Origin of the sequence: Nonomuraea sp. NPDC049646 (assembly GCF_044465525.1) — a bacterium.
Lineage (GTDB): Bacteria > Actinomycetota > Actinomycetes > Streptosporangiales > Streptosporangiaceae > Nonomuraea.
This window is the reverse complement of record NZ_JBITLU010000002.1, coordinates 664080-687684: the sequence shown is the minus strand read 5'-3', so window position 1 is coordinate 687684 and position 23605 is coordinate 664080. Positions and strand designations below refer to the sequence as shown.

Annotated in this window: 21 protein-coding genes; 9 read left to right on the top strand and 12 right to left on the bottom strand. The window is 73.8% G+C overall.

Features of this window, described 5'->3' with window-relative positions; all coding sequences use genetic code 11:
* Nucleotides 1-31 precede the first annotated feature (31 nt).
* The 3 genes from ACIBQ8_RS08045 (at nucleotide 32) to ACIBQ8_RS08035 (ending at nucleotide 5396) form a co-directional block, all read left to right on the top strand.
* Complete coding sequence (locus tag ACIBQ8_RS08045; RefSeq protein ID WP_397191518.1) at nucleotides 32-1216, top strand: amidohydrolase family protein; 1185 nt, start codon at nucleotides 32-34, stop codon at nucleotides 1214-1216.
* Nucleotides 1213-2484, top strand: coding sequence for a M20 family metallopeptidase (locus tag ACIBQ8_RS08040; protein ID WP_397191517.1), 1272 nt, complete (start codon nucleotides 1213-1215; stop codon nucleotides 2482-2484). Before ACIBQ8_RS08045 ends, ACIBQ8_RS08040 begins: the two co-directional genes overlap by 4 nt.
* 110 nt (nucleotides 2485-2594) lie before the next feature.
* A complete protein-coding gene (locus tag ACIBQ8_RS08035) occupies nucleotides 2595-5396 on the top strand; it encodes a glycoside hydrolase family 2 TIM barrel-domain containing protein (RefSeq protein WP_397191516.1) in 2802 nt (933 codons plus the stop codon).
* Nucleotides 5397-5459: 63 nt separating this feature from the next.
* On the opposite strand, the gene menC is transcribed toward ACIBQ8_RS08035, so the two are convergent.
* From menC to ACIBQ8_RS07985, 10 genes are all read right to left on the bottom strand, one after another.
* Nucleotides 5460-6560 (bottom strand): o-succinylbenzoate synthase, encoded by a 1101-nt coding sequence (menC, locus tag ACIBQ8_RS08030; protein ID WP_397191515.1) that lies wholly within the window; start codon nucleotides 6558-6560, stop codon nucleotides 5460-5462.
* 130 nt (nucleotides 6561-6690) lie between these two features.
* Nucleotides 6691-7245 carry an acyclic terpene utilization AtuA family protein gene (locus ACIBQ8_RS08025; RefSeq protein ID WP_397173843.1) on the bottom strand — a complete coding sequence of 185 codons (555 nt, stop codon included), beginning with the start codon at nucleotides 7243-7245 and terminating at the stop codon, nucleotides 6691-6693.
* A 70-nt stretch (nucleotides 7246-7315) separates the two neighbouring features.
* Nucleotides 7316-8893, bottom strand: coding sequence for a Na+/H+ antiporter (locus ACIBQ8_RS08020; protein WP_397173845.1), 1578 nt, complete (start codon nucleotides 8891-8893; stop codon nucleotides 7316-7318).
* Between the two features lie 46 nt (nucleotides 8894-8939).
* Entirely contained in the window at nucleotides 8940-9965 is a 1026-nt protein-coding gene (locus ACIBQ8_RS08015; protein WP_397191514.1) for a M24 family metallopeptidase, read from the bottom strand.
* Nucleotides 9962-10864: an ABC transporter ATP-binding protein gene (locus tag ACIBQ8_RS08010; RefSeq protein WP_397173848.1), complete on the bottom strand. Its 903-nt coding sequence runs from the start codon at nucleotides 10862-10864 to the stop codon at nucleotides 9962-9964. The genes ACIBQ8_RS08015 and ACIBQ8_RS08010 overlap by 4 nt, the downstream gene beginning before the upstream one ends.
* Nucleotides 10864-11658 carry an ABC transporter ATP-binding protein gene (locus ACIBQ8_RS08005; RefSeq protein WP_397173850.1) on the bottom strand — a complete coding sequence of 265 codons (795 nt, stop codon included), beginning with the start codon at nucleotides 11656-11658 and terminating at the stop codon, nucleotides 10864-10866. Before ACIBQ8_RS08005 ends, ACIBQ8_RS08010 begins: the two co-directional genes overlap by 1 nt.
* Complete coding sequence (locus ACIBQ8_RS08000; protein ID WP_352328927.1) at nucleotides 11655-12515, bottom strand: ABC transporter permease; 861 nt, start codon at nucleotides 12513-12515, stop codon at nucleotides 11655-11657. The genes ACIBQ8_RS08005 and ACIBQ8_RS08000 overlap by 4 nt, the downstream gene beginning before the upstream one ends.
* A complete protein-coding gene (locus ACIBQ8_RS07995) occupies nucleotides 12512-13657 on the bottom strand; it encodes an ABC transporter permease (protein WP_397191513.1) in 1146 nt (381 codons plus the stop codon). Before ACIBQ8_RS07995 ends, ACIBQ8_RS08000 begins: the two co-directional genes overlap by 4 nt.
* Nucleotides 13658-13669: 12 nt before the next feature.
* Complete coding sequence (locus ACIBQ8_RS07990) at nucleotides 13670-15250, bottom strand: ABC transporter substrate-binding protein (RefSeq protein WP_397173854.1); 1581 nt, start codon at nucleotides 15248-15250, stop codon at nucleotides 13670-13672.
* Between the two features lie 63 nt (nucleotides 15251-15313).
* Entirely contained in the window at nucleotides 15314-15442 is a 129-nt protein-coding gene (locus ACIBQ8_RS07985) for a hypothetical protein (RefSeq protein WP_352351038.1), read from the bottom strand.
* Between ACIBQ8_RS07985 and ACIBQ8_RS07980 the strand changes: the two genes are divergently transcribed.
* A complete protein-coding gene (locus tag ACIBQ8_RS07980) occupies nucleotides 15443-15994 on the top strand; it encodes an Lrp/AsnC family transcriptional regulator (RefSeq protein ID WP_357987270.1) in 552 nt (183 codons plus the stop codon). It abuts the gene before it with no gap.
* Nucleotides 15995-16270: 276 nt separating this feature from the next.
* Here the strand turns inward: ACIBQ8_RS07980 and ACIBQ8_RS07975 are convergent, their stop codons facing one another.
* The gene (locus ACIBQ8_RS07975; protein ID WP_397173856.1) at nucleotides 16271-16621 is read right to left on the bottom strand and encodes a hypothetical protein; all 351 of its coding nucleotides are present in this window, start codon (nucleotides 16619-16621) and stop codon (nucleotides 16271-16273) included.
* 259 nt (nucleotides 16622-16880) lie between these two features.
* On the opposite strand from ACIBQ8_RS07975, the gene ACIBQ8_RS07970 reads away from it, so the two are divergent.
* The 4 genes from ACIBQ8_RS07970 (at nucleotide 16881) to ACIBQ8_RS07955 (ending at nucleotide 20639) form a co-directional block, all read left to right on the top strand.
* A complete protein-coding gene (locus ACIBQ8_RS07970; RefSeq protein ID WP_397173858.1) occupies nucleotides 16881-17648 on the top strand; it encodes a hypothetical protein in 768 nt (255 codons plus the stop codon).
* A gap of 2 nt (nucleotides 17649-17650) precedes the next feature.
* On the top strand, nucleotides 17651-18403 hold the full coding sequence (locus ACIBQ8_RS07965) for a hypothetical protein (RefSeq protein WP_397191512.1): 753 nt from the start codon (nucleotides 17651-17653) through the stop codon (nucleotides 18401-18403).
* A 67-nt stretch (nucleotides 18404-18470) separates the two neighbouring features.
* Nucleotides 18471-19265 (top strand): phosphotransferase enzyme family protein, encoded by a 795-nt coding sequence (locus ACIBQ8_RS07960; RefSeq protein ID WP_397191511.1) that lies wholly within the window; start codon nucleotides 18471-18473, stop codon nucleotides 19263-19265.
* Nucleotides 19266-19574: 309 nt separating this feature from the next.
* Nucleotides 19575-20639: an NAD(P)-binding domain-containing protein gene (locus ACIBQ8_RS07955; RefSeq protein WP_397191510.1), complete on the top strand. Its 1065-nt coding sequence runs from the start codon at nucleotides 19575-19577 to the stop codon at nucleotides 20637-20639.
* Nucleotides 20640-21030: 391 nt separating this feature from the next.
* Here ACIBQ8_RS07955 and ACIBQ8_RS07950 read toward each other — a convergent pair whose 3' ends face one another.
* The gene (locus tag ACIBQ8_RS07950) at nucleotides 21031-21669 is read right to left on the bottom strand and encodes a GNAT family N-acetyltransferase (RefSeq protein ID WP_397191509.1); all 639 of its coding nucleotides are present in this window, start codon (nucleotides 21667-21669) and stop codon (nucleotides 21031-21033) included.
* Nucleotides 21670-21805: 136 nt separating this feature from the next.
* Here ACIBQ8_RS07950 and ACIBQ8_RS07945 point away from each other — a divergent pair, with 136 nt between their 5' ends.
* Nucleotides 21806-23506, top strand: a complete 1701-nt coding sequence (locus ACIBQ8_RS07945) for a protein kinase (RefSeq protein WP_397191508.1) — start codon at nucleotides 21806-21808, stop codon at nucleotides 23504-23506.
* The last annotated feature ends 99 nt before the right edge of the window (nucleotides 23507-23605 follow it).

Genomic DNA, 23605 nt, shown 5'->3' with positions numbered 1-23605 from the left:
TCCGCGCGCCCACGGGGGAGTAGATCTCTCCGTGACCGACGTGTACGCCACCGCCGCAGACCTCGACCTCGCCCCGGCCGGGTTCGTCCGGGCCATCGAGGAGCTGCCGCTGGTCGACCACCACGTGCACGGCGTGGTGCCGCGCGACCTGTCGCGCACCGCGTTCGAGGAGCTGATCACCGAGTCCGACCGGCCGGTGCCGGAGTGGATGACGCAGTTCGACTCCCCGACGGGGTACGCCATCCTGCGCCACTGCGCGCCCGTCCTCGGCCTCGAACCGCACTGCACGCCGGAGGAGTACCTGGCCAGGAGGGCCAGGCTGGGCGCCGCCGAGGTGAACCGGCTGCTGCTCGGCGCCACGAACGTGGCCCACTACCTGGTCGAGACCGGCTACCGTGGCGAGGAGCTGGTGGGCCCGTCCGGCATGGCCGAGCTCACCGGCGCGCCCGCCGACGAGGTGGTGCGGCTGGAGACGGTGGCCGAGCAGGTCGCGGCCGGCGGCTGCGACGCGTCCTCCTTCGCCGACGCCTTCGCGCGGGAGCTGTGGGAGCGCACCGGCGGCGCGCGCGGGCTCAAGAGCGTCGCCGCCTACCGCCACGGCCTCGACCTCGACCCCGAGCCGCCGAGCCGGGCCGAGGTCGCCGAGGCGGCCGGGCGCTGGCTCGGGTCCGGCGGCGGTAAGCTGACGGAGCCGGTGCTGCTGCGGCACGTGATCTGGGCCGGGATCGAGCGAGGGTTGCCGATCCAGTTCCACACCGGCCTCGGCGATCCCGACCTCGACCTGCGCCGGGCCGATCCGCTGCTGCTGCGCGGCCTCGTCGAGCGCGCCGAGCCGACCGGGGTGCCGCTGGTGCTGCTGCACTGCTACCCCTTCCAGCGGCACGCGGGGTTCCTCGCGCAGGCCTATCCCAACGTCTACTTCGACGTGGGGCTCGGCGTGACCTACACCGGGGCCCGCAGCGTGGCGCTGGTGGCCGAGAGCCTGGAGCTGGCGCCGTTCGCCAAGATCCTCTTCTCGTCCGACGGGTGGGGGGCGGCCGAGCTGCACCACCTCGGCGCGGTGTTGTGGCGGCGGGCGATGGCGCGGGTGCTCGGCCGGCTCGTGCTGGACGGCGAGTGGTCGGCCGGGCAGGCGATGCGGGTGGCGGCGATGGTCGGGTCGGACAACGCGCGACGCGTCTACGGACTGGGAACACGGGAGGAGAGCACGGGGTGAACGACTTCGGGGGCCGTACGATCAACAGGCCCGTCGACGGAGCCGTCATCGGGACCGGCGGCGTGGACGGCGCCGCCTACGCGGCGCTGCGGGAGGGCCTGCTGCGGGAGCTGCCCGCGGCGCAGGCGCTGCGCCGCGAGCTGCACGCGGCGCCCTGCCTGTCGGGACAGGAGGGCCCGACGCTGGCCCGGCTGCTCGACGCGCTGCCCGCCGGGCAGGTCGAGCACGTCGCCGGCACCGGCGCGGTCCTGCGCGTCGGCGGTCCTGGCCCGGCGGTCGGCGTACGCGGCGAGCTCGACGCGCTGCCCCTGACCGAGCGCACCGGAGCCGAGTGGGCCGCCCCCGAGGGCGCGATGCACGCCTGCGGGCACGACGTGCACATGGCGGCCGTGGTCGCCCTGGCCAGGACCCTCGACCGGCTCGGCGCCGACCCGCCCCTGCTGGTCGTGCTGCAACCGCGCGAGGAGGGCTTCCCCTCCGGCGCCTCCGACGTCGTGGGGTCGGGCGCGCTGCACCGCCACCAGGTCGGCGCCATGATCGGCGCGCACGTGCAGCCCCTGCTGGCCGAGGGCACGGTCGCCTCCGTGCCGGGGGCGGTCAACGCCTCCTCCGACGAGTTCAGGGTGGTCGTCAGGGGCGCGGAGGGCCACGCCGCCTACCCCCACCTCACCAGGGACCCGGTGGTGGCCATGGCGCAGGTCATCGTCACCGCCCAGCAGGTCGTCAGCCGGGTCGCCGACCCGATGACGCCCACCGTGGTCACCTTCGGCACGGTCAACGCCGGCACCGCGCCCAACGCCGTGCCGGGCGAGGCCGTGGCCAGGGGGACCCTCCGCGCGATGTCCGAGAACTGGCGCCAGGAGCTGCACGAACGCTTCACCCAGGTGGTCGAGGACGTCGCCAGGGCGTGCGGCTGCGCGGCCGAGGTGACGATCCTGCCGGGAGAGCCGGTGCTGGTCAACGACACCGGGCTGGCCGTGCGCGCCGGCGGGCTGCTGCGCGGCCAGGGCTGGACCGTGGACGGCGGCCTGCGCTCGTGCGGGGCCGACGACTTCTCCCACTACGCCTCGGTCGCGCCGTCGCTCATGATGTTCGTCGGCGTGGACACCGCCGCCGGCCTGCACACCCCCGAGTTCCTGCCCGGCGACGCGGCCGTGGGCGCGGTGGCCGAGAGCCTGCTGGCCGGCTACCTCGCGGCCGCCTCCGCGCTGCCCGGCCCCGCCGGCCCGGCCGGCGCGAACGGGATCCTGTTCTCCAGGAACGCCTGAGACCGGTCCCTGCCGGTGCCGTTCCTCCAACAACCCCGGCAGGGAAGTCCAAGCACCACCGGACGGGGCATCGCTGACGGAACCACCATCAACCCCTAGTGTCGGAAGGGATGGATCTCGAAACCTTCGCCCCCGGTTCGGGCCGTCTCGAACCCCGCGCGGCACTCCGCTCCGACGCCCCCTCCCTCGACCTCGACGGCCTGTGGCGCTTCCGGCTGTCACCCGTGGCCGACGTGCCCGACGACTTCGCCCGGCCCGGCTTCGACGACTCCGCCTGGGACGAGCTGCCGGTCCCGGCCCACTGGCCCCTGCACGGCCACGGCGCCCCCGCCTACACCAACGTCTCCTACCCCTTCCCCGTGGACCCGCCGCACGTCCCGGACGAGAACCCGACCGGCGACTACCGGCGCGCCTTCGACCTGCCGGACGGCTGGCGCGGCGGCCGGCTGCGCTTCGAGGGCGTCGACTCCTTCGCCAGGGTCTGGCTGAACGGCCACGAGCTGGGCTTCTCCACCGGCAGCAGGCTGCCCGCCGAGTTCGACGCCGGGCCGTGGCTGCGTCCGGGACGCAACGTGCTGGCCGTGCGCGTGCACCAGTGGTCGGCCGCCAGCTACCTGGAGGACCAGGACATGTGGTGGCTGCCCGGCATCTTCCGCAGCGTCACCCTCACCCGGTCGGCCGCCGACGTGTTCGTGCACGCCGCCCACGACGGCCGGCTGTCCTTCGAGGCCGCCGAGGGCCTGCTGAGCATCCCCGAACTCGGCGTGCGCGACCTGGAACCCGGCGTCGAGATCACCGTCGGGGCCGAGCCGTGGACCGCCGAGACGCCCCGCCTGTACGAGGCCGTCCTGACCACCCCGCACGAGACCGTACGGCTGCGCGTCGGCTTCCGCACCGTCTCCGTCGAGGACGGCGTGCTCCTGGCCAACGGCCGCCCGCTGCTGCTCAAGGGCGTCAACCGGCACGAGTTCCATCCCGACCACGGCCGCGCGGTCCCGTACGAGACCATGCGCGAGGACGTGCTGCTCATGAAGCGGCACAACGTCAACGCCGTCCGGACCAGCCACTACCCGCCGCACCCCGGCTTCCTGGACCTGTGCGACGAGCTGGGCCTGTGGGTCGTCGACGAATGCGACCTGGAGACGCACGGCTTCGGCCAGGTCGGCTGGCGGCGCAACCCCACCGACGACCCGCGCTGGGCCGACGCCCTGCTCGACCGCATGCGCCGCATGGTCGAACGGGACAAGAACCACCCCAGCGTCATCATGTGGTCGCTCGGCAACGAGGCGGGCGTCGGCCGCAACCTCGCCGTCATGGCCGCCTGGACGCGCCGGCGCGACCCGTCCAGGCCGCTGCACTACGAGGGCGACTGGTCGTGCGCCCACACCGACGTCTACTCGCGCATGTACGCCACCCACGCCGAGGTCGAGGCCATCGGCCGCGGCGAGGAGGACCCGCTCGACGACCCCGTCCTGGACGCGCGGCGGCGCGCGATGCCGTTCCTGCAGTGCGAGTACGCCCACGCCATGGGCAACGGGCCCGGCGGCCTGGCCGAGTACCAGGAGCTGTTCGAACGTTTCCCCAGGCTGGCCGGCGGGTTCGTGTGGGAGTGGATCGACCACGGCCTGACCGACCCCCGCCACGAGTACGCCTACGGCGGCGACCACGGCGAGCCCGTGCACGACGGCAACTTCGTCATCGACGGGCTGGTGTTCCCCGACCGCACGCCCTCCCCGGGCCTGCTGGACCTGAAGAAGGTGTTCGAGCCGGTGCGGTTCGCGTTCGGCGACGGCGTCGTGCGGGTGGTCAACCGGCACGACTTCCGCGACCTGGCCCACCTCGCCTTCGAGGCCGTCGTCGAGGACGACGGGCTCCCCGTCGCGCGGTTCCCGCTGGCGGTGCCGCCGTCCGGCGGCGAGGTGAGGCTGCCCGACCCGCCCCCGCCGGCGGACAACGTGGGGGAGCGCCGGCTCACCGTCCGCGCGACCCTGGCCGGCGACCAGCCCTGGGCCACCGCGGGCCACGAGCTCGCCTGGTCCCAGACCCGCCTGCCGAGCCCCGCCCTTCCCGCCGCCGTCACCGGTGCGGGCGTCCGGCCGGAGACGTCCGGCGGGCGGCTGAGGCTGGGCGGCGGCGAGTTCGACCCGCGCACCGGCCGCCTGCTGCGCCTGTTCGGCCTCGACGTCGACGGCCCGCGCCTCGACCTCTACCGCGCCCCCACCGACAACGACCGCTACGGCGGCCTGGGCCGGAAGTGGCGGCAGCTCGGGCTGCATCGCCTCACCCACCGCGTGGACGGCGTGCGGACCGGCGACGGCCTCACCGTCGAGACCAGGGCCGCCCCCGCCGCCACCGACCTCGGCATGCGCGTCACCTGGACGTGGACCGCGCCCCGCGGCGACGCCCTGGACCTGACCGTGGACGTCGAGCCCGAGGGCGAATGGCGCGACCCGATCCCGCGCCTGGGCGTCCATCTCGCGCTGCCCGGCCGGCTCACCCACGTCACCTGGTACGGCCGGGGGCCGGGGGAGGCATACCCCGACACCGGCATGGCCGCCCGCGTGGGCCGCTGGAGCGCCACGATCGACGACCTCCAGACGCCCTACGTCCACCCGCAGGAGAACGGCCGCCGCGCCGACGTGCGATGGGCCGAGTTCGGCGGGCCGGCTGGGACGCCCGGGTTCCGGGTCGCGGGCGAGCCGGCGTTCGGGCTGACCGCGCGCCGGTGGAGCACCGCCGAGCTGGAGGCCGCCCGCCACCGCCCGGACCTGGTGCCCGGCGACCGGGTGCACCTCCACCTGGACCTCGCCCAGCAGGGCATCGGCACCGCCACCTGCGGCCCCGGCGCGCTGCCCCGGTACGACCTGCACGCCGCCCCGGCCACCCTGCGCCTGCGCTTCACCCGCTGCTGACCCCGCAGGGCGCCGGCCGGGGTCGGGTGACCCCGGCCGGCCCCGCCCTCCAGGACGGGCGCCCTACAGCGGGATCCACTCCGTGGCCGTCGTGACCTCTTCCAGCACCGACGGGATCGGCTCGACGCCGAGCCCCGGCCCCGTCGGCACCTGCAGATGGCCGTCCACCAGCTCGAACGGCTCGGTCACGTCGGTCGCGTAGTAGCGGCGCGACCCCGAGGTGTCGCCGGGCAGCGTGAAGCCCGGCAGCGCCGCCAGCGCCACGTTGGCCGCCCGCCCGAGACCGGTCTCCAGCATGCCGCCGCACCACACCGCCACGCCGTTGGCCCGGCACAGGTCGTGGATGCGCCGCGCCTCCAGGTAGCCGCCGATGCGGCCCGGCTTGATGTTGATGATCGAGCACGAGCCGAGCTCGATGGCGGCCGCCGCGTGCTCGGCCGACTCGATGGACTCGTCCAGGCAGATCGGGGTGCGCAGCCGGCGGGCCAGCCTGGCGTGCTGGACGAGGTCGTCGTTGGCCAGCGGCTGCTCGATCAGCAGCAGGTCGAACGCGTCGAGCCGGGCCAGCCGGCGGGCGTCGGCCAGCGAGTACGCCGCGTTCGCGTCGACCTGGAGCAGCAGGTCGTCGCCGAAGCGCTCGCGCACCGCGCGCACCGGCTCGACGTCCCAGCCGGGCTCGATCTTCAGCTTGATGCGGACGTACCCCTCCTCGACGTAGCCCGCCACGGCGTCGAGGAGCTGCGGGATCGAGTCCATGATGCCCACCGACACCCCGCACGGCACCCGGTCGCGGGCCGCGCCCAGGAAATGGCCGAACGACTCGCCGGAGGCCCGCAGCTGCGCGTCGAGCACGGCGGTCTCCAGGGCGGCCTTGGCCATGCGGTGGCCCTTGATCGGTTCGAGCGCGCGGCCGACGCCGTACGCGTCCAGGGTGGTGGGCAGGGCGGGCAGCAGGAAGCGGCGCATCACCTCGGCGGCGCCGTCGACGTACTCGGAGGAGTAGAGCGGCTCGGACATGGCCACGCACTCGCCCCACCCCTCGGCGTCGGGGGTCACCACCCTGACCAGCAGGACGTCCCGGGCCGTCTCGGTGCCGAACGACGTGCGGAACGGCGCCACCAACGGCATCGCGATCCGGCGCAGCTCTACTCCTGTGATCTTCACACTCTCTCCAACTCGGTCGGCGCGCAGGTGCTCCCTGGCGACCGTACGACATGGGGTGACATCAGGGGTTCGTGCCAGGCGACCAAAGGCCGGCGGTTCTTCGTCGCCGAGGCCCATGGCCACGACGGCCTCAGACGACGAGGCCGGGGGTGCGGGCGATCCGGATCCGGCACGGCGTGTCCTGGCTGAGCCGCACCGCCTCCAGCGGCACCGTCACCTCCGGCGTGCGGTACCGGCCGCCGGAGAACGCCGCCGCCACGCGGGCCCGTACCGACTCGGCCGGCATCTGCCCGTCGATGGAGCCGGCGCCGTCGCGCCCGATCTCCGCCACGCACGCGCCCGGCTGCGTGGCCAGCGCCAGACCGGCCACCGTCGCCCCGGCCAGGGCCGACACGTCGCGCCTGGTCCAGCCGTAGTGCCACATGCCGGCCGCCACCACGGGCGCGGCCGGGCAGGCGGGTTCGGTGATCACCACGTCGAGACCCTGGAGCAGCGCGGCGGCGATCTGTTCGGCGCCTATGAGCGCTCCGGACCCGATCCGCAGGCCGGGCAGCTCGGGCAGCGGGCCGCCGAGCGTGTAGATCAGCTTGATGCCGGTGGTGAAGGGGCCCGGACCGCTGTCGTGCCAGCCACAGGCCACGACGCCGACCGACGGGGCGGCGCCCAGCGTGCCGATCCGCAGCATAAGGAAATGACTACCCTCTGCGGCCCCCGGTCACACACCGTCAACCCTCCGGGCGGCGGATCGGGGCTGGTCAGCGCATGCTCCGGGCGTCGAGGGCGCGCAGCACGCGGGAGACCACCTGGGGGTCGGCCCGCGGGTCGCGGCGGGCGTCCAGCACGGCCTGCCGGGCGGCCGACATCATCTCCTCCTGCACCCGCCGCACCAGCCGGGCCCGCCGCGCCCGCTGCTCGAACGCCTCGCGCCGCTCGTCGTCGGCGGCCTCGGGGCTGATCCGCAGCCCGAGGTCCATCATGCGCCGGCCCAGCAGCTCGACCACCTCCTCGGGCAGGTCCTCGGCCTCGTCGATCTCCCGCAGCCGCCGCTTGGCCGCGTGGGCGGCCCGGATCGCCAGGCGCTTCTCCAGATCGCGCTCGGCCGCCGTGTCGGCCTTGACGCCGAGCCGCGCCACCAGCCACGGCAGCGTCAGCCCCTGCACCACCAGCGTCACCAGGATGACCGCGAACGCGATGAACACGATCACCGGCCGCTGCGGGAACGGCCGCCCGTCATGGATGCGCAGCGGGATGGCCAGCGCCAGCGCCACGGACGCCACGCCGCGCATGCCCGCCCACCACATGACGACGGTCTCGCGCCAGCTCATCGGCACCTCGGTGTCCTCGCGCCGCCCCTTCTTGGCCAGCCAGGCGGCCGGCAGCAGCCACAGCAGCCGGACGACCACGACGACGCCCACCACGGCGGCGCTCCACCACAGCACCTCGCCGAACCGCCCGTGGACCGTGCCGAACACCGTGTGCAGCTCCAGCCCGATCAGCCCGAACGCGACCCCCGTCACCAGCGTGTCCACCACCTGCCAGAACGTGGACGAGGCGAACCGGCCGAACACGTCGTCGGCGTCCCACATGCGGTCGCTGAGGTAGAAGGCGGTGGTCAGCACGGCCAGCACGCCCGAGCCGCGCAGCTCGTCGGCCACCGCGTAGCTGACGAACGGCACCACCAGCGACAGGCCCACCTGCAGCGTCGCGTCGCCCAGCAGCGCCATCAGCTTCCCGGCCGCCCAGCCCAGCGCGAACCCCGCCGCCACGGCCACCCCCGCCGACAGCGCGAACTCGCCCAGCGCCCCCGGCCAGGAGAACACGCCCGTGACGACCGCCGCTACCGCCACGTGGTAGAGCACGATCGCGGTCACGTCGTTGAACAGGCCCTCGCCCTCCAGCAGCGACACCATGCGCCGCGGCAGGCCCAGCCGCCCGGCCACCGCCGTGGCCGCCACCGGGTCGGGCGGCGCGACCAGCGCGCCCAGCGCCACCGCCGCCGCCAGCGGCAGGCCGGGGACGAGCGCGTGCGCCGTGGCCGCCACGGCCGCCGTCGTCACGAACACCAGCGCCACGGCGAGCAGGAAGATCGGCTGCCAGTTCGCCGCGAACTGCCGCCACGACGTACGCCGTACTGCCGCGTACAGCAACGGCGGCAGCAGCAGCGGCAGCACGATGCCCGGCGGGATGTCCACGTTCGGCACGAACGGCAGCACTGCCAGCAGGATGCCCAGCAGCGTCATCAGCACCGGCGCGGGCAGCCCCAGCCGCTCGCCCAGCGGAACCGTGACCAGCGCGCCCAGTAGCACCAGCATGAGCAGCACGAACTGGTCCACGACGCCCCCCGGTGATCGTCGTCACCCAGCGTAAGCGCAGGCCGCCTCAGCGGTCGAGGACGTGCAGGGTGTGCGGCCGCGTGCCCAGCGGCACCGGCTCGGCGGCCGTGCAGGCCACCACGTCGGCCACCCGCGCGCCGAACAGGTCGGGCACGTAGATGGCCGGTTCCAGGCAGACCGTCATCCCGGGGGCGAACACCGCGTCCTCACCGGCTCGCGGCCCCTCGTCGTGGCCCAGGCCCACGCCCCGGCCCACGTGCGGCGCGGCGAAGCGGCCGTAGCCGCTGGCGTCGATGACCTCGTGCACCGTCCTGGCCAGCTCCGCGAACGGGACCGACGGCCGCAGCGCCGCCAGCGCCGCGCGGTGGGCGGCCAGCACCACCGAGTACATCGCCTCGTAGTCCTCCGGCGGCTCGGCGACGGCGAACACCCGGCCCGCCTCGGCGCAGTAGCCGTCCCAGCGGCCGCACACCGACACCAGCAGCGCGTCGCCCGGGTTGATCACGCGCCCGCCGGGCACGTGCTCGGGCCGCGCGGTGTGCTCGCCCGCCGACACGCGCAGCGAGATCACCTCCTCGCAGCCCGACTCCAGGGCCAGCAGCCGCAGCCGGCGCGCCATGGCCCGCTCGGTCGCGCCGAACCAGGCCAGCTCGGCCGCCTGCGCCAGCACCGCCTCCGCCGCCGCGACCGCCCGGCCGAGCGCCGTCAGCTCGGCGGGGTCCTTGCGCAGCCGCAGCGGCGCCAGCACCGCGGAGGCGGGCACCAGCTCGGCGGCGATCGCCAGCCGGAACAGCTCGCTCGCCCGCATCTCCGGGTCCACCCCGACCCGGCGCGCGGAGGCGGGCACCAGGCCCGCCGGGTCGCGGGTCTCGACGATCGCGTCGGCCGTCACCACGAGGAACACGCCCGGCCCGGCGCCGCCGTCCGGCGCGCCGCCCTCAGGGAGAGCGCCTTCTGGGGAGGCGCTCAGGAACCGGAAGTCGGGCGAGGGCCGCAACACCAGCACGTCGATGCCCTCCTGGGCCATCGCCCGCCGCACGGCCGCCACCCGCGCGGCGTGCCGCCGGCTCACGCCGGCTCGTGCAGCCAGCAGGCGACCGGCCCGAAGTCCGGCTCCTTCTCGCGGCACACCTCCATCACCAGCGGGCAACGCGGGTTGAACCGGCACCCGCCCGGCGGGTTCGCCGGGTCGGGCACGTCCCCGGCCAGCTCGGCGGGCAGCACGCCCATGCCGTCCGGCTTGGGGATGGCCCCCAGCAACGCCCTGGTGTACGGATGTTTCGGGTCGTCCCACACCTCGGCCGTCCCGCCCACCTCGACGATCTTGCCGAGGTACATGACGGCGATCCGGTCGGCGATCAGCCGCACCACCGACAGGTCGTGGCTGATGAACAGCAGCCCGGCGCCGGAGTCCACCGCCAGGTCGCGCATCAGCCGGGCCACCTGGGCCTGGGCGGAGGCGTCCAGCGCGGAGATCGGCTCGTCGCCGATGAGCAGCCGCGGCCGGGCCGCCAGCGCCCTGGCGATCGCGATGCGCTGCCGCTGGCCGCCGGAGAACTCGTGGGGGTGCCGGCCGGCGAACTCGCGCGGCAGGCCCACCCGCTCCAGCAGGTCGGCCGGGTCGGTACGGGTGTCGTCCGCGGTGCGCAGGCCGTCGGCGATCTGGTCGCCCACCCGGCGCCGCGGGTTCAGCGACGCGTACGGGTCCTGGAAGACCATCTGGATGCCCGTGAGCTTCCTGCGCCGCAGGCCGAGCGGCGTGACCTGCTGCCCCTCGAACGCGATCGACCCGTGGGTGACCGGGTTCAGCCCGCAGACCGCCCGCGCCAGGGTGGACTTGCCGCACCCCGACTCGCCGACCAGGCCCACGACCTCGCCCGCCCGTACGGTCAGGCTGGCCCCCGCCACCGCCCGCACCACCGGACGCCCGGGGGAGCGGTGTTCGACGACCAGGTCCTCGATGTCCAGCATCAGCCCTCCACGTCCGGAGCAGAATCAGGCACAGAATCAGGCAGCGAGTCCAGCAGGGCGCGGGTGTAGGGGTGCTCGGGGTCGCGCAGCACCCGCCCGCGCGGCCCGGTCTCCACGACCAGGCCGTCCTTCATCACGCTCACCTCGTCCGCGACCGCCGACATGACGCCCAGGTCGTGCGTGACCAGCAGCACGGCCAGGCCCAGCTCGTCGCAGAGCCCGCGCAGCAGCCGCAGCACGCCCGCCTGCACGGTCACGTCCAGCGCGGTGGTCGGCTCGTCGGCGATCAGCACCTTGGGCGAGCAGGCCAGCGCGACGGCGATGGCGATGCGCTGCCGCATGCCGCCGGAGAACTGGTGCGGGAAGCGCCCGTACGCCTCCTCGGCGCCCGGGATGCGCACCTTGCCCAGCAGCTCGACCGCCCGCGCCTTCGCCTCGGCCTTGCCCAGGCCCAGGTGGTGGCGCATGTGCTCGGTGAGCTGCCGGCCGATCGTGAGCATCGGGTGCAGGCTGGTCGCCGGGTCCTGGAAGACCATGGCGACCTCGCCGCCGCGCACCTGGTTGAGCTCCTTGGGCGGCAGCGTGAGCAGGTCCCGCTCGCCGAGCCCGATCCGGCCCGAGACGCGCGCGCCGTGCGGCAGCAGCCCGAGCACGGCCAGGCCCGTCATCGTCTTGCCCGACCCGCTCTCGCCGGCCAGGCCGTGCACGCGCCCGGCGGCCAGCTTCAGGTCGACGCCGCGCAGGATCTCCTTGCCGTGGATCGACACCTTCAGGCCGGTGATGTCCAGCGTCACAACGCACGCTCCTTGATCGCGCGGGCCGTCCGCGGGTCGAGCGCGTCCCGCAGCGTGTCGCCGAGGAAGTTGAACGCCAGCACCACGGTCAGGATCGCCAGGCCGGGGAACGTCGCCACCCACCAGCTGTCGAAGACCTCCACGCCGGAGGCCACCATCGCGCCCCACTCGGGGGACGGCGGCTTGGCGCCCAGGCCCAGGAACGACAGGCCGGACAGCAGCAGCAGCGCCGTGCCGATGTCGAGCGTGGCCAGCACCAGGATCGGGCCGGTCACGTTCGGCAGCACGTCCACCCGCAGCGAGCGCCACACCGAGAAGCCCAGCAGCCGCCCGCTCAGCACGAACTCCCGCTCGCGCACGCCCAGCACCAGCCCGCGGGTGACGCGGGCGTAGGCGGGCCAGGCCACCACCAGCACGGCCAGCACGGCGTTGCCCAGGCTCGCGCCCAGCGCCGCGGCCACCACCATGGCCAGGATCACGGTCGGGAACGCGAACACCAGGTCCGCGATCCGCATGATCGTCTCGCCGACCCACTTGCCGAAGTACCCGGCGCACGCCCCCAGCAGGCCGCCGACCAGCACCGACAGCACGACCAGCAGCAACGTCAGCGGGATCGACACCCGCGCGCCGTACATGACGCGGCTCAGGATGTCGCGTCCGAGCTGGTCGGTGCCGAACCAGTGGCCGGGCCCCGGGGGAGCCAGCCGCGGCAGGTCCTGGGCCAGCGGGTCGTGCGGCGCCAGCCACGGCGCGGCCAGCGCGATCACCAGCCAGGCCACGGCCAGCACGGCGCCCGCGACGGCCAGCGGCTGCCGCCACGCCTCGGGCAGCCTGCCCAGCAGCCCCTTGCCTCTCATTGCAGCCTCACTCGGGGATCGATGACGCCGTACAGCACGTCCACGATCAGGTTGATGACCAGGTAGACCACACCCACGACCAGGCCGACGCCCATGACGGCGGGCAGGTCGAGGCTGGTGGCGCTCTTGTAGGCGTACTGGCCGACGCCGGGCCAGGCGAAGATCGCCTCGACCAGGACGGTGCCGGACAGCAGGCTGCCGAAGGCCAGACCGGCCACGGTGATGATCGGGACCAGCGCCGAACGCAGCACGTACCTGAACAGGATCACCCGGCCCGGCAGCCCCTTGGCGCGGGCCGCCCGGACGTAGTCCTGGCCCAGCACCTCCAGCACCGCCGAACGGGTGAAGCGGGTCAGCAGGCCGATCGTGTACAGCGCCAGCACCAGCGCGGGCGTGATCAGGTGGCCGACGGCGGAGGTGAAGATGTCCCACCGGCCCGCCAGCAGCGCGTCGACCGTCTGCAGCCCGGTCACCGCCGGCGCCGAGCCGAGCGCCGCGTCCACGCGTCCGCTGCCCGGCGTGATCTGCAACCGGAAGAAGAACACGTAGAACGCCACCAGCGCCAGCCAGAACGTCGGCACCGAGATGCCGATCAGGCTGACCAGCCGCAGCACGTGGTCGGACAGCCGGTCCCTGCGCAGCGCGGCGACCACGCCGAAGGCCACGCCCAGCACCAGCGAGATCAGGATCGCCGCGCCCGCCAGCTCCAGCGTCGCCGGGACGAACTCGGCCAGGTCCTGGCTGACCGGGCGGTGGCTCTGCTGGCTGGTGCCCAGGTCGCCCTGGACCAGGCCCTGCAGATAGATCGCGTACTGCTGCCACAGCGGCTTGTCCAGGCCGTGCTCGGACCGCCACTGCGCCACGATGGCCGGGTCGCCCAGCGCCCGCTGGCCCAGGTTGGCGGCCACGGGGTCGCCGGGCACCAGGTTCGTCAGCAGGAACGTGACGAGCGTGATGCCCCAGGCCAGCAGCACGGCGATGAGGATGCGCCGGATGAGGAAGCGGGCCAGCGGGTGCACGCCCCGCCGCCGCCGCGTCCCTGCGGCGGCCGTCTCGGCCGTCTCGGCCGTCTCGGCCGTCTCGACCGGGGAGCCGGCGCCGGGGCGCGGCGGCGAGCCCGCCGCGCCCGGGTTGTCGGACACCTGCCGGTCTCCTTACTTCGCGCCGAGGTCGGCGACGTCCACGGTCCAGACCGGGTGGTACTCCAGGCCCGTCACGGACGCGGCCGACACGATGTTCTGGCTCGGCTGGATCAGCGGCACGAACGGGCCGGAGGTGTTGAGCTTGGTCTGCAGGTCGGCGTAGGCCGTCTTGCGCGCCTCGTCGCCGATCGCGGTCGCGGCCTTGTCAGCGGCCGACTCGATCTCCTTGGCCGCGCCTTCCTTCCAGCCGGCCCGCAGGCCCACGGTCTTGCCGGGCGCGAAGGCCAGGTAGTCGCTCGGGTCCGGGTAGTCCGGGCCCCAGTACCACAGGCCCATCTCCTCCTTGCCGTTGCGGTAGTTGTCCAGCGCGGTCGTCACCGGCGCGGGCTGGAGGTCCACCGTGATGCCGACCTCCTTGAGGTTGGCCTGGATGCGCTCGGCCAGCGGCTGGAAGGACAGGCCGTTGACGGTCAGCTCGCTCGGGAACTCCAGCTTGACGGTCGGGTTCGACACGCCGCTGGCCGCCAGGGCCGCCTTGGCGCCCTCGACGTCCCGCTTGGGCGCCTGCTCCGGCGGCAGCGCGCCGAGCAGCTGCGACGGGATGATGCCGGGAGCCTGCGTCGAGCCCTCGCCGGCCAGCTCCAGCAGGCCCGCGTAGTCCACGCCCTTGCGCACGGCCTCGACGAACTTGGCGTTCGGCGTGGTCTTGCTGACGCCCGAGTCCTGGTTGGCCAGCAGGAAGATGACGTTCGCCGAGGCGGTCTTCTTCACCTGCAGGGTGGAGGGCATGTTGGTGACCTGGTCACCGGACAGGTTCAGCGCCACCTGGCTGTCGCCGCGCTGCACGTTGAGCTTCTGCGTGGCGGCCTCGACGTTGCGGATGACGACCTTGTCGTAGGCCGGCTTGGTGCCGTAGTACTTCGGGTTCGCCTTGAGCGTGACCTGGCTGCTCACGTTGAACGACTCGATCGTGTACGGGCCGGACCCGGCCGAGGAGGCGTTCAGGTACTGCTCGGCCTTGTCCTGGGCGTCGGCAGTCGCGCCGTGCTCCTTGGCGACCTTGCTGTTGAGGATGCCCAGCGCCGGGTTCGGCAGGATGTAGGGCAGCGCCGGGTTCGGCGCCTTCGACGTCAGCGTGATCGTCGAGTCGTCGGTCTTGGCCACCTCGACGCCGTCCAGCAGGAACGACGGGGTGCCCTTCATGTCACGCACGCGGTTGAGCGAGAACACCACGTCGTCGGCGGTGATCGGCGAGCCGTCGGCGAAGGTGGGGCCCTTCTTGAGCTTGAGCGTCAGCGTCTTGCCGTCCTCGCTCAGCTCGTAGGACTCGGCCAGCGCCGGGACCGGCTTGGTCACGTCGGAACCGTCGAAGGTCAGCAGCGTCTCGTAGACGGCCTTGCCGACGATGAGCCCGGTCGGCTCGTAGGTGCGGCCGGGGTCGGCCGTCTTGAGGTCGAACGACGTGTCGATGACGAGCGTCTTCCCACCGCCACCGGAGGCCGCCGGGGTCTGCGAGGTGCCGCCGCTTCCGCAGGCGGCGAGGGCGAGCGCACCGGCGAGCAGCACTGCCGCCGTCTGCGAGCGGGTCGCCATGGGGTCCTCCAAATTGGACGTTCGGGAGAAGGATGTCGAGGATTGTCCGGCAGAACGTCCAGGTCATGTGCGGTCCGCGAGACGGATATAAATGGTCGAGGTGTAATGATGAGTGATATTTCCAGAAATGGTGCCAGCGGCGGCGGTCAGCCTGGACGGATCGGCATCGGTCTCGAACTGGACGACGTCCACATGAAGATCCTTGAGGTCCTGCGCGAGAACGGCAGGATCTCGGTCGCCGCGCTGGCCGAACGGGTGGGCATCTCCCGCGCGAACGCCTACACGCGCTTCGAGGCGCTGCGCGCCGACGGCGCGATCAAGCGCTTCACCGCGGAGATCGACCACGTGCGCGCCGGGCTCGGCATCACCGCGCTGATCTTCGTGACCGTGCGCCAGCAGATGTGGAAGCAGTTCAGGGCCGAACTGGCCCGGATGCCCGAGGTCGAGTACTGCGCGATCACCACCGGCCAGCACGACGCCATGATCCAGGTGCGGGTCTCCGACGTGGCCGCCGTGCACACCATGGTGACCGACCGCCTGGCCAACATCCCGGCGGTCAAGGCCACCGAGACCGTGTTCATCCTGGACGAAGTGCTCAGACGGCCGTACGTGCTGCCGTCCGACCGGGACGCCTCCCGTCCCGCGCGGCGCACACCCCAGGAGACGCAAGGGGACGTGCCGCTCGGCAAGATGCGCTTCGTCGGCGCGGCCGAGGGACGGGCCGCACTGCGCAAGGACGGCTAGCCACCGCTCTCGGCAAGGACGGTCGGGCGCCGCTCCCTGCGTCGAAAGCGGTCGTGTGGCCGGGGGCGGGGCCCTGGTGGCGTGGTGCGTCGCCCGCTCCCGGCCGACCGGCCCCTGGTCTTCCCATCTTCTGGTCTTCCAGTCTCCGGCCCTGGTCTCCGGCCCTGGTCTCCCGGCCCTCAGGCCCCGGTCTGCCGGCCCCGGCCCCCAGCCCCATGCCGACCGGCCCCGGTCTCCCGGCCCCGCCGCCTCCTGGCCTTCCGCTTGGAGGGCCGGTCAGGAGGTCGGGACCTCGGCGCACACGCTGACGTGCAGCGTGTCGTCGCCGTCGAACCGGAACTCCTCCACCAGGCGCAGCAGCCCGTCCTCGCCCTGCTCGACGCGGCTGCTGCTCTGGCCGCCCGCCTTGCCGCCCGCCTTGAGCGCGTGGGCGTAGGAGATGGAGACGTCGGCGCCGTCGCGCGTCCCGACGAAGCGGCCGTGGGTCACGGTGTCGCCCGTGTAGCTGCCCCACACCACGCCGTCGGCCTCCCAGTACAGGAACTCCGTCGGGCTGTCGGGGTCCACCGCGCTCGCCGTCGAGCTCACCATCACGAATTTACGGCCGTTGAGATTCACGCCGTCCATAGTCACCATTTTTCTGGATCATCACCGACCGGCTGGACGTTTGGTCAGAACACCCGGTCATGATCAGCGATCCGTCCAGCGGCGGCGCCGCCCCGGACCCCTGCGCGAGCAGGTTCTCGACCTCCCCCGCCCCGCCCGGTGCCGCTCCCTCGGCGGCCGACACGCTTGCCGCGACTTTACTTGCCGGTAGCTGACACCAGCGTTGCATAGTGTGATAGTCATGTAACACTGTGTATTCGAGAAGATTTGGGAGATCTTCATGCTGGCGTACACGCTCTCGATCGTGGCGGCCGTGGGCGTGGTGGCGCTCACCGCGCTGGTGTTCCGGCTCACGAAGAAGGGCAGCGAGGACGCCGAGCCCGACGGGGTCTCGGCCGGTCACGCCGGGTCGATGTTGTCGGCCCTGTTCCTGCTGGTGTTCGCGATCGCGATCATCGTGCCGTGGACCACCGCCGACGCCGCCCGCCAGAACGCCCAGGCCGAGAGCCAGGCCGCGATCGACGCCTACTGGGCCGCGGCCGACCTGCCCGGCACCGCTCAGCAGACGGTCCGCACCGCGCTGCGCGACTACGTCACCTTCGTGGTCAGAGACGAGTGGCCGCTGATGGCCGAGGGCCGCATGGACCCGGTCGGAGCCGCCCGGCTCGACGCCATGCGCAGCCGGGTGAGCGCCGTCGACGCCAAGACCGACGACGACAAGGACGCCCGCGACGCCGTGCTCGAACGCGTCGCCGCGATCGCCGCCGCCCGTTCCCAGCGCTCGATGGACGCCGCCGCCACCCCGCCCCAGGGGCTGCTGTTGCTGACCGTGCTCACCGGCCTGCTCGTCGTCGTCTTCCCCTACCTGGCCGGCGCGCGGCCACGCGGCCTGGCGGTCCTGCCGCTGCTCGCGATGGCCGCGATGCTCGGCTTCGGCACCTATCTGACCTGGGACATCTCCCACGCCTTCGCCGGGCCGCTGGCGGTCGGGCCGCAGGCGTTCCAGGGCGCGCTGCAGGAGTTCTCCCGCATCGCCGGGGGAATGTGACCGTGGGCGTCAGGCGCGCGCCGCTGCTGCTGGCCGCCGCTCTGCTCGCCGCGAGCGCGGCCGGCCCGGCGGCGGCCGACCTGCAACCCCCGGCGCCCGGCACCGTGCGCGTACGTCCGACGCAGCTTCCGAGCCCGGGGATCACGATCCACGGCGGGCGCGGGCGCGACGGCCGTACCGGTCCGGTGGTGTCGGTGCCGGGCGCCCAGATCTGGGACGACCCGGGGCCGGTGGTGTCGGTGCCGGGCGCGCAGATCCGTGATGCTCCGGAGCCGCGGGGGTCGGTGTCGGAGCGGCCCGGCGGGCGGGTGCCGCGGACCGGCGCCCCCGTGCCGCGCGTGTCGATCGGTCCCGGCTCGGTGTGCGTGTACGGGCCGAGCGGCAGCGTCGAGGTGGGCGACTGCCACGTCCGCCCGTCCCCGCCGCCTCCGCCTCCGCCTCCGCCTCCGCCTCCGCCGCCTCGCTCGTCGCCGCGGCCGACCCCGCGTCCCACGCCGCCGTCCACCCCGCCGCGCACGCCGAGGCCGGTGCACCACCCCACGCCCCGGCCGGTGCACGTGGCGCCGCCGGTACGGGTGCCCGTCCAGGAGGTCACGCCGACGCCCAAGCCCACCCCTAAGGTCGCGGTGCACCGGCGGGTCAGGCAGGTCCAGGCGTCGCCCCGGCGCAAGAACCCGCTCGGCACGGTCCTGGTCATGGTGGTCCTGGTGACGGCGATCGCCTCCACGACCGCGGTCGCGTTCAGAGCCCGCTGACGCCTCCCGGCGCGTTCCGGGCTCGACGGCGCTGGCCGGTGCGCGCCGGGATGCGAGGATGACGGGCGTGTCCGAGCATGACGAGGAACCGCTGACCGGGGGCGGCGTCAACCAGGTGGTGCGGGTCGGTGCCACCGTGCGCCGTCCGACCGGCCCGTGGACGCCGGCCGTGCACGCGCTGCTCGCCCATCTGGCCGCCCGCGGCTTCACGGGCGCGCCGTCCGCGCACGGGATCGACGTCCAGGGCCGGGAGGTGCTCGACTTCGTCCCCGGCGAGGTGCCCGGAGATCCGTTGCCCGACTATGCACGTTCCGACCAGGCCCTCGGCGACGTCGCCCGGCTGCTGCGCCGCTACCACGACGCCACCGAGGGTTTCCTGCCCGCCGCCGGGGCCGTCTGGTACTTCCCGCCGCGCGAGCCCACCGAGGTCATCTGCCACGGGGACGTCGCGCCGTACAACTGCGTGTTCCGCGACGGGCGGCCGGTGGCCCTGATCGACTTCGACACCGCCCATCCGGGGCCGCGCGCGTGGGACGTCGCCTACGCCGCGTACCGGTTCGTCCCGCTGAGCGATTCCCGTCACGACGGGGCCGATCCGGTGGGGGAGCAGGCGCGCAGGCTGCGGTTGTTCGCAGACGCCTACGGCCTTGCCGAAGGTGACCGTCTTGCACTGCCCGTTGCCGCGGCCGACCGGCTGGCACACCTCGTACGGCACATGCACGACCGCGCGGCGGCAGGGGACCGTGCGTTCGCCGCGCACATCGCCCGCGGCGACGCCGCGTTGTACGACACCGACCGCGAGCACATCCTGCGCCACCGCGCCCTGTTCGCCACAGCGCTGACGGATCCGCCACCCGCCTGATCCAGACGGGCGCCGCTGCCTGAGCCGGTAGGGCGTCGTTGTTGGGCTGGCCGGGACATCGCCGGATCGGCCTGGCGTTGCTGTTGGGTCGGCGGGGTGCTGCCGCGAGATCGGCTCGGCGTTGCTGTTGGACCAGCGGGGCGTCGTCGGATCGGGCCGGCGTCGCTGTTGGATCGGCGGGTGGTGCCGCGGGATCGGCTCGGCGTCGCTGTTGCACCGGCCGGGTGCCCGTCGCAGGACCGGCTGGGGGGTCAAGCAGGAACGGCCTGGGGGGGAAGAGCGGGCGGGGGCGCGGGGTTGCAGTCGAGCGTGGAGACGACCGAGGTTGTGGTGATCGGGGCCGGGCAGGCGGGGCTGTCCAGTGCGTACTTCCTGCGACGGTTCGGCATCGGGACGATCGTGCTCGACGCGTCCGCCGGGCCAGGGGGCGCGTGGCGGCATCGGTCGCCGTCGCTGACCATGGACAAGGTGCACGGGATCTTCGACCTGCCCGGCCTGCCGGACGGGGTGGCGGCGGCAGGTGACCGGCCCGCGGCGGAGGCCGTCCCCGCGTACTACGGCGACTATGAGCGGCGGGTGGGGCTGGAGGTCCTGCGGCCGGTCAAGGTGACGGCCGTCCGGGAGGGGGAGGACGGGCGGCTGGTCGTGGCGGCGGACGCGGGGGAGTGGGCGGCCAAGGCCGTGGTCAACGCGACGGGCACCTGGACGCGGCCGTACTGGCCGTACTACCCGGGGGCCGGCGACTTCCTGGGCGAGCAGCTTCACTACGCCGGTTATCGCGGGCCGGCGGCGTTCGCCGGTCGGCGGGTGGTCGTGGTCGGGGGCGGGGCCTCGGCGATGCACGTGTTGTCGGAGGTGGCCGGGGTCGCCGCCGGCACCGTCTGGGTCACCCGGCGTCCGCCCGTCTTCAGGGGCGACGACTTCGGCGAGGACGCCCGGCGCGAGGCAGTCGCCCTGGTGGAGGCGCGGGTGCGGGCCGGATTGCCGCCGCAGAGCGTGGTCAGCGTCACCGGGCTCGGTTACAGCGTCGTCGTGCGGGAGGCGATGGCCAAGGGGGCGCTGGAGCGGCTGCCGATGTTCCGCCGCCTCACCCCGTACGGCGTGGAGTGGGCGGACGGGCGGCAGACCGCGGCGGACATCGTCGTGTGGGCCACCGGGTTCCGGTCGGCGCTCGACCACCTCGCGCCGCTGCGCCTGCGGGAGCCGGGCGGCGGCATCAAGGTGGACGGGACGCGGGTCGTCCGGGAGCCGCGGCTGCAACTCGTCGGCTACGGGCCTTCGGCCAGCACGGTCGGCGCCAACCGCGCGGGCCGCACCGCTGCCCGCAACATCCGCGCCCTCCTGACCCCACGCCCGGCCGCCCCCGCCGCCTGACCCACGCCAGGCCCTTCCAGCGACCTGACCGCATGTCCGGGGCTTTGGACCGCCTGACCAGGTGTCCGGTGGGAAGCGGTGGGCGTTGGCGTGGATGGCCGCCTGGCATTGCGTCCGGGGGCCGGACCGCCTGGCCCTTCCTGCGGCCAGGCACAATGTCCGGCCCTTTCAAGGGCTGGTACCGTGTCCGGTGCTCGGGGCGCCTGACCCTTCCTGCGGCCGGACCCATGTCCGGCCCTCTCAAGGGCTGGTTTCGTGTTCGGTGTTTCGGGCCGCCTGATCCTGCGTCCGGCGGTCCCCGCCGCCAGGCCCTTCCCGGGGATTGACCGTGTGTCCGATGCTTCGGGGCGTTCGGCCTTGTGGCCTGACTCCGTGCGGTTTGGCGCAGGGGTTAGTTCTCGGCGACGCCGAAGGCGGTCCAGCCGAGGTCGGGGAAGCCTGCCGCCTTGGCGACGGCGGCTGAGGCGGTGTTGCTGGCCGCGTGCATGTACGTCGGCACCGCCCCCTCGTCCAGCACCCGCCGCGCCGCCTGCGCCACCAGCCGTCTGGCCAGGCCGCGACCGCGGGCCTCGGGCGCGGTCACCACCGACAGCTCCCGGCCGAAGCGGTCGTGCCGCTTGATGCCCACCCCGGCCAGGTGCTCGCCGGTCTCGGGGTCCACGGCCACCAGCACCTCGCCGCCGAACACGCGCAGCCATCCGGGGACGGCGTCGTCCGTCGCCTGGAGCCACTCGCCGGCGTCGGGCAGGGGCGCGGGCTCGGTGGTCCACCGGAAGACGGCGTCGAACCAGCCGCGATCCCCATATCCGATCAGTCCGGGGACCTCCCGGAGCGTCCGCGCGGCGCGCACCCGGGCGACGTGCTCGGGCGGCACCGACAACATCGCTCCCTCCGGGGTGCCGACGCCGACGGCCGGGTGCACGCGGCCGTCCCAGGCGGGCAGCGTGCGCAGCGGCGAGCCCGTGACGTCGAGGTTTCCCGTGGGCGGCCAGGCCCCGAGCCATTCGCGCAGATGATCGGTGAGAGCCACGGACCTACTATAGGAAGTAGGAAAAATACCGATTGCGATAGGGGGTCGGTTACTCGCGCGAAGGGGCTCGACACGGCGTGTTACCTTCGGCTAGCTTCCTGACATAAGGATCTTTATCCGGTCAGGAGGCCCCGACATGGCTGTTCCCGGTTACACGGAGATCCGGGAACTCGGTCACGGAGGAACCGGCCGCGTCGTGCTCGCCGTCCGCGACTCCGACGGCTTACCGGTCGCGATCAAGCACCTGTCCGAGGCCCTGCGCGCGGACGGCGAGTTCGCCGCCCGCTTCCGCGTCGAGGCCGGGGTCATCGGCGAGATCGACAGCCCCCACACCGCCCGCCTGCTGGACTACGTCGAGGCCGGGGGCACGTCTGCGATCGTGATGGAGCTGGTCGACGGCGTCACGCTGCGCCGCCTGATCGCCGCCGAGGGGGGCACCGGCGTGGAGGCCGCGCTCACCCTGCTGAAGGGGGCCCTGCTCGGCCTCGCCGAGGCGCACCGGCGCGGGGTGGCGCACCGCGACTTCAAGCCCGAGAACGTCATCGTCACCCCGGACGGCGACAGCAAGCTCGTCGACTTCGGCGTCGCGGCCCGGTTCGGCGAGACCGGCGCCCTGGCCGGCACCCCCGCCTACATGTCCCCCGAGCAGTGGGAGGACGCCCCGGCCGGCCCGGCCTGCGACGTGTACGCCGCCGCCCTGGTGTTCTACGAATGCCTCACCGGCCGCCGCCCGTTCACCGCCGCGAACCTGGCCGCCCTGGCCTTCCAGCACCAGCACATGCCGCCCCCGCTGGAGCACGTGGACGGACGCCTGCGCGGCCTCGTCGAGCACGGCCTGGCCAAGGACCCCGCCCACCGGCCCGCCTCGGCCGAGGCGTTCCTGGCCGAGCTGGAGGAGGTGGCGCGCGGGACGTACGGCGCGGGATGGGAACTGCGCGGGCGCTCGGGACTCGCCGTGCTGGCGATGCCGTTCGCCGCGCTGCTGCCGTCGGCCGGGACCGGCGGAGGGATGGGCGGGGGGACGGGTGGAGGGATCATCGGGACGAGCGGTGCGGAGAACGGCGCCGCGACGGGCACCAGCGTGGTGCGCAGCTCGTTCGGGCCGCCGGCCAAGCTGGCGGTGACCGGTGGGCTGGTGCTGGCGACGGCGGCGGCGGTGGCGTCGACGTTCGTGATCTGGAGCGGCTCGCCCACGCCCGACAGCGGCGTCGCGATGCCGCCGGAGTCCGTGGAGAGCTCGTTCAGGACGCCGTCCGGCACGCCGGATCCGGAGCTGCCCGTGCCGAGCGGGTCCGGGACGGGTTCGCCGCCCGCGACGGCCACCGGCGGGCCCACCATGCCCACCGTGGTTGCCATGCCGACGGTGCCCGGTGTGCCGACCGCGGGGCCCGCGTCGTCCGCGCCGCCCGCCACGAGGGCACCGAACAGCCGGCCGCCGAGGCCGACCAGCGGGCCGTCGGAGTCGGGGCCGCCTTCGGGCCCGTCGGAGTCGGAGCCGGCTTCGGGGCCGCCGCCCACGCGGTCGTCGCCGGCGTCCACCCGGCAGTCCGCGACCGGGGGCCCGGCTCCCAAGCCGCCCGCCACGAGCGCACCCGCCCCGGAGCCCCCCGCCAAGCCGCCCGCCAAGAGCCACGAACCGCTCCTGTCCGTCTCGGTCGGGTTGTCGCTCGGCGGGTCGCTGCTCGGCGGCGGCGGGGGCGGGCTGCTGGACGCCGACCTCGACGTCGGCCTGGGCTCCAGCCTGCTCGGCATGCTCGTGGTGCCGGGATCGGCCCTGGTCGGAGGCCGCATCGCGGTAAGACGCGCACGAAAATCACGTAGTCAGGAAAAGTCATGAGTTGCAGGGAATGATGCTTGATCCCCTACTATCAGCGTCGGAAAGAGGGCGTCCCGGACTCTGATTAGCTCCTGACCGGAACCCGCCCTGCGGCTCAGG